This window comes from Citrobacter sp. TBCS-15 (assembly GCF_005280815.1).
Classification (GTDB): Bacteria; Pseudomonadota; Gammaproteobacteria; order Enterobacterales; family Enterobacteriaceae; genus Citrobacter; species Citrobacter werkmanii.
The window spans coordinates 360,026-371,839 of sequence record NZ_SZWK01000018.1; the positions used below are offsets into that span (position 1 = coordinate 360,026).

Below are 11,814 nucleotides of genomic sequence, written 5' to 3' on the forward strand. Positions count from 1 at the left end.
AATCATGATTCTCATCATTTATGCGCATCCCTATCCGCAGCATTCGCATGCGAATAAGCGGATGCTTGATCAGGCAAGGACGCTGGAGGGCGTGGAGATCCGCTCGCTCTACCAGCTCTACCCCGATTTCAATATCGATATTGCCGCTGAACAGGATGCGTTGGCACGCGCTGATTTAATTATCTGGCAGCATCCTATGCAGTGGTATAGCACGCCTCCGTTACTCAAATTGTGGATGGATAAAGTCCTCTCTCACGGCTGGGCCTATGGCCATGGCGGAACAGCGCTGCACGGTAAACATCTGCTGTGGGCTGTGACGACTGGCGGCGGTGAAAACCACTTTGATATCGGATCCCATCCTGGCTTTGATGTACTTTCCCAGCCCTTACAGGCAACGGCTTTATATTGCGGCCTCAAATGGCTGCCGCCGTTTGCGATGCACTGTACGTTTATTTGTGATGATGAAACGCTGCAGGCGCAGGCGCGCCACTATAAACAGCGTCTGCTGGAGTGGCAGGAGGTGCATCATGGATAGTCATACGCTAATACAGGCGCTGATTTACCTCGGTTCGGCGGCGCTGATTGTCCCCATAGCCGTACGGCTGGGCTTAGGGTCGGTGTTGGGCTATCTCATTGCCGGGTGCATCATCGGTCCATGGGGTTTGAGGCTGGTGACCGATGCCGAATCAATCCTCCATTTTGCCGAGATCGGCGTGGTGCTGATGCTGTTTGTCATCGGCCTGGAACTGGATCCGCAACGTTTGTGGAAGCTGCGAGCCTCGGTGTTTGGCGGTGGTGCATTACAAATGGTGGTTTGCGGTGGGCTGATCGGTCTGTTCTGTATGTTCCTCGGCCTGCGCTGGCAGGTAGCGGAACTCATCGGCATGACGCTGGCGCTTTCCTCCACGGCCATCGCTATGCAGGCGATGAATGAACGTAACCTGATGGTGTCGCAACTCGGACGCAGCACATTTGCCGTGCTGCTGTTCCAGGATATCGCCGCTATTCCACTGGTGGCGATGATCCCATTACTCGCGGCGAGTGGCGCATCAACAACGCTTGGGGCGTTTGCGCTCTCTGCGCTAAAGGTGGCGGGCGCACTGGTGCTGGTGGTGTTGTTAGGCCGCTATGTGACGCGTCCGGCCTTACGTTTTGTCGCCCGTTCAGGCCTGCGGGAAGTGTTTAGCGCCGTCGCGCTGTTCCTCGTTTTTGGCTTCGGTCTGCTGTTGGAAGAGGTCGGACTGTCGATGGCTATGGGGGCGTTCCTGGCCGGTGTGCTGTTGGCCAGTTCTGAGTATCGCCATGCGCTGGAAAGCGATATTGAACCGTTCAAAGGGCTGTTGCTGGGACTGTTCTTCATCGGCGTGGGGATGTCTATCGATTTTGGCACGCTGATTGATAACCCTTTGCGCATTATCATCTTGCTGGTTGGTTTCTTGGTTATCAAAACCGTCATGCTGTGGCTGATAGCGAAACCGTTGCAGGTGCCGAATAAGCAACGTCGCTGGTTTGCCGTATTATTAGGACAGGGCAGTGAATTTGCCTTCGTGGTGTTTGGCGCGGCGCAAATGGCAGACGTGCTTGATCCTGATTGGGCGAAATCGTTGACCCTGGCGGTGGCGCTGTCGATGGCGGCGACGCCAATTTTACTGGTGATTTTGACGCATCTGGAAAAATCAGCGACCGGTGAAGAGCGGGAAGCGGATGAAATCGACGAAGAACAACCACGAGTGATCATCGCCGGGTTTGGGCGATTTGGTCAGATTACCGGTCGTTTGCTGTTGTCGAGCGGCGTCAAAATGGTGGTTCTTGATCATGACCCGGACCATATCGAAACGCTACGTAAATTTGGCATGAAGGTTTTCTATGGCGATGCGACCCGGATGGATCTGCTGGAGTCTGCCGGGGCGGCTAAAGCTGAAGTCATTATTAACGCCATTGACGATCCGCAAACCAGCCTGCAATTAACCGAAATGGTGAAGGAGCATTTCCCGCATCTGCAAATTATTGCCCGCGCGCGCGACGTAGATCATTACATCCGGCTGCGCCAGGCGGGCGTGGATATGCCGGAACGTGAAACCTTTGAAGGCGCGTTGAAGACCGGGCGTCTGGCGCTGGAAGGGCTTGGGCTGGGGCGCTATGAAGCGCGTGAGCGGGCCGACGTATTCCGTCGCTTCAATATGCTTATGGTTGAGGAGATGGTGAAAGGGGAAAATGACGCGATTTCCCGTGCAGCGGTTTATAAACGCACCAGCGCAATGCTGAGTGAAATTATTGCGGAAGATCGCCAACACTTATCGTTAATTCAACGCCATGGCTGGCAAGGCACGGATGAAGGTAAACATACGGGCGACGTCGCCGATGAGCCGGAAGTGAAACCGTCAGCATAGAGTAAAAAATGTGATGTTCTGCAAACTTTACTGCTAATTGACTGTTTTTGAACTACTGTAATGCTGGCGTACCACCTTAAATAGGTCGGTTCGCCAGCAGAACGGAAAATTTTCATGCTCATCCTCTTTCCGCCAGTCGACGAAAGATTGCGCTTTCCGTATAGTGGCGACAATTTTTTTGTATCCGGGAAACATTCAATGATCAGTCTGATTGCGGCGTTAGCGGTAGATCGCGTCATCGGTATGGAAAACGCCATGCCATGGAACCTACCTGCCGATCTCGCCTGGTTTAAACGTAATACCTTAAACAAGCCGGTTGTCATGGGCCGCCATACCTGGGAATCCATCGGGCGACCGTTGCCAGGGCGTAAAAATATTGTCATCAGCAGCAAGCCTGGCACCGACGATCGCGTGCAGTGGGTGAAGTCTGTTGATGAAGCAATAGCGGCCTGCGGCGATGAACCTGAAATTATGGTGATTGGCGGTGGACGCGTGTATGAACAGTTCCTGCCGAAAGCGCAAAAACTGTATCTGACACACATTGATGCGGAAGTTGAAGGGGATACGCATTTCCCGGACTACGAACCGGACGACTGGGAATCAGTGTTTAGCGAATTTCACGATGCCGACGCGCAAAACTCCCACAGCTACTGCTTCGAGATTCTTGAACGTCGTTAATACTGTAAATGCCGGATGGCGGCGAAATGCCTTATCATCCAGCTAATGTAGGCCGGATAAGGTGCGAGCACCGCATCCGGCAAACGACTATCAGGCGTTGACCGCTTCGCCGGGATCCAGATTCAGATGGCGATTTGATGGCTGCACAAAGTACTGTTTGTCTTCCCAGCGCAGACAGGTGAGGTCTCCCCCCCAGCAACATCCCGTATCCAGCGCGTAGATACCTTCAGGCGTGCCTTTCCCCTCCAGCGATGCCCAGTGCCCGAAAGCAATGCTATAGGCTTCACTGACAGGCCCAGGAATGGCAAACCAGGGCTTCAGCGGGGCTGGCGCATCTTCTGGCGACTCTTTGCTGTACATATCCAACTGACCGTTGGGGAAGCAGTAGCGCATACGGGTAAATGCGTTGGTAATAAAACGCAGGCGCGCCAGCCCCGTGAGTTCCGGCGTCCAGTTGTTTGGCATGTCGCCATACATGGCGTCAAGGAAGAAGGGATACGAGTCGCTCGACAATACGGCTTCAACATCGCGGGCACAATTCCTCGCTGTCTGCAGATCCCATTGTGGGGTAATGCCGGCATGCGCCATCACCAGCTTCTTCTCTTCATCAATCTGCAAGAGTGGCTGGCGGCGTAACCAATTAAGTAACTCATCCGCATCCGCTGCTTCGAGCAGCGGTGTGAGCCGGTCTTTCGGTTTGTTACGGCTGATACCAGCAAACACGGCCAGCAGGTGCAGATCGTGATTGCCAAGGACTAACCGCACGCTATCGCCCAGCGATTTCACGTAGCGTAAAACGTCCAGAGAGCCTGGCCCACGCGCGACCAGATCGCCGGTGAGCCAGAGGGTGTCTTGTTCGGGGTTAAAGTCTACCTGGTGCAGCAAGGCGATCAGTTCATCGTAACAACCGTGAACGTCGCCAATAAGGTATGTCGCCATAGTTATTGTTTTAGTGAATGAGTGTTGGAACGGCGAGCCGAAACACGGGAATGTCGATGGTAAAGGCGATGCCTTGTTCATCGATCATTTCGTAATGACCCTGCATGGTGCCCAGCGGTGTTTCAATTACCGCTCCGCTGGTGTACTGATACTCTTCGCCAGGTTCGATGTGGGGCTGAACGCCAACCACACCTTCGCCCTGAACTTCGGTTTCGCGGCCATGACCATTAGTGATCAACCAATAACGCCCCAACAGCTGCACAGGCGCTCGCCCCAAATTGCGGATAGTCACGGTATAAGCAAAAACGTAACGTTCATCATCAGGTGAGGATTGCGCCTCAATGTAGACGCTTTGTACCTGAATGCACACTCGGGGCGAATTGATCATCTTTAACTCTCCTTCGATGGCGCTTTTTCTGACAGATAGTTAGCCATCCGGCAGTATTGCGCGACAGAGATATTTTCCGCTCGCATCGCCGGATCAATACCCAGCTCGGTCAGGACCTCAACGCTAAACAGGTTACCGAGGCTGTTACGTACCGTTTTACGGCGCTGGTTAAACGCTTCGGTGGTAATACGGCTCAGCACGCGGACATCTTTAACCGGGTACGGCATCGTCGCATGTGGAACCAGACGCACAACGGCGGAATCGACTTTAGGCGCAGGCGTGAATGCGGATGGCGGTACTTCGAGTACCGGGATCACATTGCAATAATATTGCGCCATGACGCTTAATCGACCATACGCTTTACTGTTTGGCCCTGCAACCAGACGATTGACTACCTCTTTTTGCAACATGAAATGCATGTCGGCAATGGCATCAGTATAGGTAAAAAGATGGAACATCAGCGGCGTGGAGATGTTGTACGGCAGGTTGCCGAAAACGCGCAGCGGCTGGCCCATCGTTTGTGCGAGTTCGCCGAAGTTCATCGTCATGGCATCTTGCTGATAAATCGTCAGCTTTGGCCCTAAAAACGGGTGAGTTTGCAGGCGCGCGGCAAGGTCGCGGTCCAGTTCAATGACCGTGAGCTTATCCAGTCGTTCACCTACTGGCTCGGTCAATGCTGCCAGGCCCGGGCCGATTTCGACCATTGCCTGACCCTTCTGCGGATTGATAGCAGAGACAATACTTTCGATCACAAACTGATCGTTAAGGAAGTTTTGCCCGAAACGTTTACGGGCTAAGTGGCCCTGATGGACTCGATTATTCATTAGTATTAACAATCATTTTGATGGCGAGGTTAAGCGCCGTAATAAAACTGCCGACATCTGCTTGCCCACGACCCGCAAGTTCAAGTGCGGTACCGTGATCGACAGATGTGCGAATAAAGGGCAGGCCCAGCGTGATATTCACACCGCGACCAAATCCCTGGTATTTTAGCACGGGGAGACCCTGATCGTGGTACATTGCCAATACGGCATCCGCGTGGTCGAGATATTTGGGCTGAAACAGCGTATCTGCAGGCAGTGGGCCGTTTAATTTCATCCCCTGCGTACGCAGGGCATCGAGGACCGGAATGATGGTGTCTAACTCTTCCGTCCCCATATGTCCGCCTTCACCAGCATGCGGGTTAAGGCCACACACCAGAATCTGCGGATCGGCAATGCCAAACTTGGTGCGCAAATCATGATGCAGAATGCCGATCACTTCCTGCAACAGTGCGGGTGTAATAGCGTCGGCAACGGCTCTGAGCGGCAAATGCGTGGTGGCCAGCGCTACGCGCAGTTCCTCCGTCGCCAGCATCATCACCACTTTCTTCGCCTGTGAACGCTCTTCAAAAAACTCGGTATGCCCGGTAAACGGCACCCCAGCGTCATTGATTACGCCCTTGTGGACAGGGCCGGTAATCAGCGCCGCAAATTCACCTTGCAGACAACCATCGCAGGCGCGAGCCAGCGTATCCACGACATATTGCCCATTTTCTACCGCCAATTGACCTGCGACTACAGGTGCTCGTAGCGCAATCGGTAACAGCGTCAACGTACCTGCTGATTGCGGTCTGGCTGGAGTATCTGAAGAGTAGGGGAGGAGTGAAAGCGGTAAACCGAGCATCGCTGCCCGGTCACTGAGAAGAGCGGCATCCGCACAGACGACGAGTTCTACGGGCCACTCACGCTGTGCGAGCTGAACCACGAGGTCTGGGCCAATCCCGGCGGGTTCGCCGGGAGTGATGACAACGCGTTGAATACGAGTCATTAGTTGCTCAGAATTTTAACGTATGCGCTGGCGCGCTGTTCCTGCATCCAGGTCGCTGCTTCTTCCGAGAATTTACGGTTCATCAGCATACGGTAGGCACGGTCTTTCTGCGCTGCGTCAGTTTTATCCACATTACGCGTGTCCAGCAGTTCGATCAGATGCCAACCGAAAGAGGAATGCACCGGGGCGCTCATCTGTCCTTTGTTAAGTTTGGTCAGCGCATCGCGGAAAGCGGGATCGAAAATATCCGCTGCAGCCCAGCCCAGATCGCCGCCCTGGTTGGCAGAACCGGGATCCTGAGAAAACTCTTTCGCTGCTGCCGCGAAGGTGGTTTTACCGCTCTTAATATCTGCCGCGATTTGTTCCAGCTTCAGACGCGCCTGTTGATCGGTCATGATCGGCGATGGCTTCAGCAGAATATGGCGGGCGTGCACTTCAGTCACGGAGATGCTCTGACTTTGACCACGCATATCGTTGACTTTCAGGATGTGGAAACCTACACCTGAACGAATAGGGCCGATGATATCGCCTTTCTTCGCGGTGCTTAACGCCTGAGCGAAGATGCCCGGTAGTTCCTGAATACGTCCCCAACCCATCTGGCCGCCTTTCAGCGCCTGCTGGTCTGCGGAGTAAGTGATAGCCAGTTTGCCGAAATCGCTACCGTTACGCGCTTCATCAACAACGGAACGCGCCTGGCTTTCAGCCGCGTTTACCTGATCTGAAGTTGGGTTTTCCGGTAATGGGATCAAAATGTGGCTCAGGTTCAGCTCGGTGCTGGCATCGTTTTGGTTGCCAACCTGCTGCGCCAGGGCATCCACTTCCTGCGGCAGAATGGTGACGCGACGGCGGACTTCGTTGTTACGCACTTCGGAGATGGTCATCTCTTTGCGGATCTGGCTACGATAGGTCGAGTAGCTTAAGCCATCCTGTGCCAGACGGCTGCGCATCTGATCCAGCGTCATGTTGTTCTGCTTGGCGATGTTGGCGATAGCCTGATCCAACTGCTCGTCAGAGATTTTAACCCCCATCTTCTGACCCATTTGCAGGAGGATTTGATCCATGATCAAACGCTCCAGGATCTGATGACGCAGCGTGGCGTCGTCCGGTAACTGCTGACCAGCCTGACCCGCATTAAGTTTTACTGACTGCATTAAGCCATCGACGTCGCTTTCGAGAACGACGCCGTTATTGACGACGGCTGCGACTTTATCGACTACCTGTGGGGCAGCGAAACTGGTATTCGCGATCATGGCGATACCGAGAAGCAGCGTTTTCCAGTTCTTCATACTTTTTCCATTTCAATTAACCGCAATGCGGATTACGTTGTAAATCAATCAGATCATAAAGCGCTTTGATACGGCAAAATGTTCGAACGCAACATTTGGTTGGTGCCGAGACCGTAGTTAGAGCTCAGGCCACGCAGTTCGATATTAAAGCCGATCGTGTTGTCATAAATCGCGTGCTGCATTTTGTTATCCCAACCGTTCAGCTTACGTTCGTAGCCGAAGCGAATAGCGTAACAGCAGGAGTTGTACTGTAAGCCCAGCATTGAATCTGCTTCTTTGTTCACATTGGTATCGAAGTAGTAAGCACCGACAATCGACCAGCGGTCGGCAATCGGGAAGCTCGCCACCGCACCCACCTGTGAAATCCCATTTTCATATTGGGCGTTAGTTACATCGCGTGAAGGTACCGCGGCCTTAATATACTCTGGGCTGGCATAACGGTAGTTCAATTGCAGCATACGGTTTTCGTCACGGCGGTATTCGATACTGCTATTGCTGGTTGCGATGCTATCCAGGCGCGTGTCGTACTGGATCCCACTGCGTAAACCCCAGCGATCGGAGATGCGCCAGTAGGTATCGCCAGCCCATACCAGTGAGCCCGTTTTGTCGTCATTCTCCCATTCTGTATGGTCATCGCCAGTGCGAGACTCGGTGAAATAGTAGATTTGACCCACAGAAATATTAAAACGTTCAACGGCCGCGTCATCATAAACGCGAGATGTGACCCCGGTCGTTACCTGATTGGCGGAAGCAATACGGTCCAGGCCGCCATAAGAGCGGTCACGGAACAGGCCACTGTAGTCAGATTGCAGCAGGGATGAGTCATAGTTATAGATATGACTTTGGTCGCGGTATGGGACGTACAGGTACTGCGCGCGCGGCTCCAGCGTCTGGGTATATCCCGGCGCCAGCATGTTCATATCGCGCTCGAAGACCATCTTGCCGTCGACTTTAAACTGCGGCATGACGCGGTTGGCGGAATCATCCAGCTTGGTATTTTTCGGGTTACTGTTGTACCAATCCAGGTTGGTCTGCTGATAGTGCGTTGCCAGCAGTTTCGCTTCCGTATTGACACTGCCCCAGTTATTTGACAACGGCAGATTAATGGTCGGTTCCAGGTGAACACGCGTGGCTTCCGGCATGTTGTCATTGGTGTTCACGAAATGGACCGCCTGGCCATAAATACGGGTATCAAACGGACCGACGTCATTCTGGTAATAGTTGACGTCTAACTGCGGCTGCGCAGAGTAGCTGTTACTGTTTGCGGCATCGAAGACCTGGAACTGCTTGGTCGAGACCGTGGCGTCAAAGTTCTGTACCGCATAGCCAACGCTGAATTTTTGCGTGGCATAGCCGTCGGTACTGGAACCGTATTTATTATCGAAATCATTGAAGTAGCTGGTGTCGCTGACCTTGGTGTAGTCGATGTTGAAACGCCACACCTGGTCCATTACGCCAGCGTGCCGCCAGTAAAACAGCCAGCGGCGTGAGTTGTCATCCTTCGGGTTATCATCCTCGTACACTTTATCGGAGTTCAGATAGTCGAACTCCATCAGGCCTGCACCCGCCTGGGTGAGGTAGCGGAATTCGTTCTCCCACATGATGCCGCCACGACGGTGCATATAATGCGGCGTGATGGTGGCGTCCATATTGGGCGCAATGTTCCAGTAGTACGGAAGATAGAACTCAAAATAGTTATTAGTCGAGTATTTTGCGTTCGGGATCAGGAAACCGGAACGGCGCTTATCGCCGACGGGCAACTGTAAATAAGGACTGTAAAAGACCGGAACCGGACCCAGTTTAAAACGGGCGTTCCAGATCTCTGCGACCTGTTCTTCACGATCGTGGATGACTTCGCTACCGACGACGCTCCAGGTATCGGAACCGGGCAGACAGGAGGTAAAGCTACCGTTTTCCAGAATGGTATAACGGTTTTCCCCACGCTGTTTCATCAAGTCGGCTTTCCCGCGTCCCTGACGGCCCACCATCTGGTAATCACCTTCCCAGATGTTGGTATCTTTGGTATTCAGATTAGACCAGCCCTTCGGTCCCTTCAGAATAACCTGATTGTCATCGTAATGGACATTACCCAACGCATCGACGGTACGTACTGGCTCCGGCTGGCCTTCTGCCTGCTTCTGATGAAGCTGAACTTCGTCGGCTTGCAGGCGGCTATTACCCTGCGCAATATCCACGTTGCCGGTAAACACTGCGTCATCCGGGTAATTCCCTTTCGCGTTGTCGGCATTGATGGTGACGGGTAATTCATTGGTTTCGCCCTTCACCAGAGGACGGTTATAGCTCGGCACGCCCAGCATACACTGTGAGGCGAGATCGGCTGCCAGACCCTGTTGACTATAAAGGGCGCTGGCAATCATGGTGGCCAGAAGAGTGGGAATACGTTTTTTCATACGTTGTATTTATTGTTCCATCATCGGTAGCGTCGCGCGTGACAAACGGTCACAGCCTAACTTATCTCATCTTCACTGCGCTAGTGTTAATCCTGCCCATTTAGGCATCCGTGGTGTTAGGCACGGCATTGAATGACAGGTATGATAATGCAAATTATAGGCGATGTCCCACAATTGACCGCAGCCGTCAAACGGTAAAAGCAGCTTATATTGTGGGACATAGTCTGGCTGAGAGCATAAAGATTTGGGGAGTCTATGCAGTATTGGGGAAAGATAATTGGTGTAGCCGTGGCTTTAATGATGGGCGGCGGCTTCTGGGGTGTGGTTCTGGGCCTGTTAGTCGGCCACATGTTCGACAAAGCCCGCATGCGCAAAATGGCGTGGTTTGCCAACCAACGTGAACGCCAGGCGCTTTTTTTTGCCACCACTTTTGAGGTGATGGGACATCTGACCAAATCCAAAGGTCGCGTCACGGAAGCCGATATTCATATCGCCAGCCAGTTGATGGATCGGATGAATTTGCACGGTGATTCCCGTACTGCCGCGCAACACGCCTTCCGGGTGGGAAAATCAGACAATTACCCATTACGTGAAAAGATGCGTCAGTTTCGCAGCGTCTGTTTTGGTCGATTCGATCTGATCCGCATGTTTCTGGAGATCCAGATCCAGGCAGCATTTGCCGATGGGTCATTGCATCCTAACGAGCGCGAAGTGTTGTATGTGATCGCTGAAGAGTTGGGGATTTCGCGCACCCAGTTTGATCAGTTTCTGCGCATGATGCAGGGCGGGGCACAGTTCGGCGGCGGATATCAGCAGCAGTCCGGTGGTGGCGGCTGGCAGCAAGCGCAACGAGGCCCGACGCTGGAAGACGCCTGCAATGTTCTCGGTGTTAAAACAACCGACGATGCGACCACCATTAAACGCGCTTATCGTAAACTGATGAGCGAACACCATCCGGACAAACTGGTGGCGAAAGGGCTGCCGCCGGAGATGATGGAGATGGCTAAGCAGAAGGCGCAGGAAATTCAGAAGGCGTACGAGCTGATTAAAGAGCAGAAAGGATTTAAGTAAATATACACGGCATCCTTCAAGCTGCCTCTTTGTTGGCTGCACTGTGAAACCCCAGTCACATAGTTATCTATGCTCCTGGGGATTTCTTCGTTTGCCGCCTCGATGCATCTCGAATGATTTGTGTCTATAAATAGAGACACAAAGCAAAAACGAAATGCGTCCCCAGCAACGTTTTAAAAATCCGCCGGGACTTTAAACGTCATGCTGTTGCCGTATTCGGGATGGGTGATGGTTAACATCTCTGCGTGCAGCAGCAGGCGCGGCGCTAACGCCAGGGCCTGTGGCGGGGCGTAGAAGCGGTCACCCAGAATCGGATGCCCTAATGCCAGCATATGCACTCGCAGCTGGTGGGAGCGTCCGGTAATAGGTTTGAGCACCACCCGGGCGGTGTTATCCGCCGCGAACTCTACCACTTCATACTCGGTCTGCGCGGATTTCCCGGTCTCATAACACACTTTCTGCTTTGGCCGGTTCGGCCAGTCGCAAATCAGCGGTAAATCAACCAGTCCCTCGGCCGGAGCGGGATGTCCCCATACGCGTGCGACATATTGCTTTTTCGGTTCGCGCTCGCGAAACTGGCGTTTTAGTTCACGCTCTGCCGCTTTGGTTAGCGCGACTACAATCACGCCGCTGGTTGCCATATCCAGACGATGCACGGATTCAGCCTGCGGATAATCGCGCTGAATGCGCGTCATCACGCTGTCTTTGTGCTCATCCAGACGGCCCGGCACGGACAACAAGCCGCTCGGCTTATTGACCACCATAATGTGCTCATCCTGATACAGGATAACCAGCCAGGGCTCCTGCGGCGGATTGTAGTTTTCCATCCCCATGTATGGCTC

General features: G+C 53.3%; 11 protein-coding genes. 4 read left to right on the forward strand and 7 right to left on the reverse strand.

The window, feature by feature from the left end:
- Window positions 1-4 precede the first annotated feature (4 nt).
- The 3 genes from kefF (at window position 5) to folA (ending at window position 3,068) form a co-directional block, all read left to right on the forward strand.
- A complete protein-coding gene (gene kefF / locus FDW96_RS01885) occupies window positions 5-535 on the forward strand; it encodes a glutathione-regulated potassium-efflux system oxidoreductase KefF (RefSeq protein WP_038637110.1) in 531 nt (176 codons plus the stop codon).
- Entirely contained in the window at window positions 528-2,390 is a 1,863-nt protein-coding gene (kefC, locus tag FDW96_RS01890) for a glutathione-regulated potassium-efflux system protein KefC (protein ID WP_137365144.1), read from the forward strand. The genes kefF and kefC overlap by 8 nt, the downstream gene beginning before the upstream one ends.
- A gap of 198 nt (window positions 2,391-2,588) precedes the next feature.
- Window positions 2,589-3,068, forward strand: a complete 480-nt coding sequence (gene folA / locus FDW96_RS01895; protein WP_003018873.1) for a type 3 dihydrofolate reductase — start codon at window positions 2,589-2,591, stop codon at window positions 3,066-3,068.
- Window positions 3,069-3,158: 90 nt separating this feature from the next.
- On the opposite strand, the gene apaH is transcribed toward folA, so the two are convergent.
- From apaH to lptD, 6 genes are read right to left on the reverse strand one after another with little or no spacing between them, the layout of a single operon-like run.
- Complete coding sequence (gene apaH, locus FDW96_RS01900; RefSeq protein WP_042312394.1) at window positions 3,159-4,007, reverse strand: bis(5'-nucleosyl)-tetraphosphatase (symmetrical) ApaH; 849 nt, start codon at window positions 4,005-4,007, stop codon at window positions 3,159-3,161.
- A 10-nt stretch (window positions 4,008-4,017) separates the two neighbouring features.
- Complete coding sequence (gene apaG / locus FDW96_RS01905; protein WP_003018867.1) at window positions 4,018-4,395, reverse strand: Co2+/Mg2+ efflux protein ApaG; 378 nt, start codon at window positions 4,393-4,395, stop codon at window positions 4,018-4,020.
- A gap of 2 nt (window positions 4,396-4,397) precedes the next feature.
- Entirely contained in the window at window positions 4,398-5,219 is an 822-nt protein-coding gene (gene rsmA, locus FDW96_RS01910) for a 16S rRNA (adenine(1518)-N(6)/adenine(1519)-N(6))-dimethyltransferase RsmA (protein WP_061382914.1), read from the reverse strand.
- Complete coding sequence (pdxA, locus tag FDW96_RS01915) at window positions 5,212-6,204, reverse strand: 4-hydroxythreonine-4-phosphate dehydrogenase PdxA (protein WP_137365145.1); 993 nt, start codon at window positions 6,202-6,204, stop codon at window positions 5,212-5,214. Before pdxA ends, rsmA begins: the two co-directional genes overlap by 8 nt.
- On the reverse strand, window positions 6,204-7,490 hold the full coding sequence (gene surA, locus FDW96_RS01920) for a peptidylprolyl isomerase SurA (protein WP_042312387.1): 1,287 nt from the start codon (window positions 7,488-7,490) through the stop codon (window positions 6,204-6,206). The genes pdxA and surA overlap by 1 nt, the downstream gene beginning before the upstream one ends.
- A gap of 53 nt (window positions 7,491-7,543) precedes the next feature.
- On the reverse strand, window positions 7,544-9,901 hold the full coding sequence (gene lptD / locus FDW96_RS01925; protein WP_137365146.1) for an LPS assembly protein LptD: 2,358 nt from the start codon (window positions 9,899-9,901) through the stop codon (window positions 7,544-7,546).
- A 255-nt stretch (window positions 9,902-10,156) separates the two neighbouring features.
- Between lptD and djlA the strand changes: the two genes are divergently transcribed.
- Complete coding sequence (djlA, locus tag FDW96_RS01930) at window positions 10,157-10,972, forward strand: co-chaperone DjlA (RefSeq protein WP_003845702.1); 816 nt, start codon at window positions 10,157-10,159, stop codon at window positions 10,970-10,972.
- Window positions 10,973-11,145: 173 nt separating this feature from the next.
- Here djlA and rluA read toward each other — a convergent pair whose 3' ends face one another.
- Complete coding sequence (gene rluA / locus FDW96_RS01935) at window positions 11,146-11,805, reverse strand: bifunctional tRNA pseudouridine(32) synthase/23S rRNA pseudouridine(746) synthase RluA (RefSeq protein ID WP_042312382.1); 660 nt, start codon at window positions 11,803-11,805, stop codon at window positions 11,146-11,148.
- Window positions 11,806-11,814: the final 9 nt, after the last annotated feature.

Excerpts from the sequence above, each read along its gene's own strand:
- folA (WP_003018873.1), top strand. The coding sequence starts at position 2,589 with ATGATCAGTCTGATTGCGGCGTTAGCGGTAGATCGCGTCATCGGTATG.
- kefF (WP_038637110.1), top strand. The coding sequence starts at position 5 with ATGATTCTCATCATTTATGCGCATCCCTATCCGCAGCATTCGCATGCG.
- lptD (WP_137365146.1), bottom strand. The coding sequence starts at position 9,901 with ATGAAAAAACGTATTCCCACTCTTCTGGCCACCATGATTGCCAGCGCC.
- djlA (WP_003845702.1), top strand. The coding sequence starts at position 10,157 with ATGCAGTATTGGGGAAAGATAATTGGTGTAGCCGTGGCTTTAATGATG.
- pdxA (WP_137365145.1), bottom strand. The coding sequence starts at position 6,204 with ATGACTCGTATTCAACGCGTTGTCATCACTCCCGGCGAACCCGCCGGG.
- apaG (WP_003018867.1), bottom strand. The coding sequence starts at position 4,395 with ATGATCAATTCGCCCCGAGTGTGCATTCAGGTACAAAGCGTCTACATT.
- rluA (WP_042312382.1), bottom strand. The coding sequence starts at position 11,805 with ATGGGGATGGAAAACTACAATCCGCCGCAGGAGCCCTGGCTGGTTATC.
- kefC (WP_137365144.1), top strand. The coding sequence starts at position 528 with ATGGATAGTCATACGCTAATACAGGCGCTGATTTACCTCGGTTCGGCG.
- surA (WP_042312387.1), bottom strand. The coding sequence starts at position 7,490 with ATGAAGAACTGGAAAACGCTGCTTCTCGGTATCGCCATGATCGCGAAT.
- apaH (WP_042312394.1), bottom strand. The coding sequence starts at position 4,007 with ATGGCGACATACCTTATTGGCGACGTTCACGGTTGTTACGATGAACTG.
- rsmA (WP_061382914.1), bottom strand. The coding sequence starts at position 5,219 with ATGAATAATCGAGTCCATCAGGGCCACTTAGCCCGTAAACGTTTCGGG.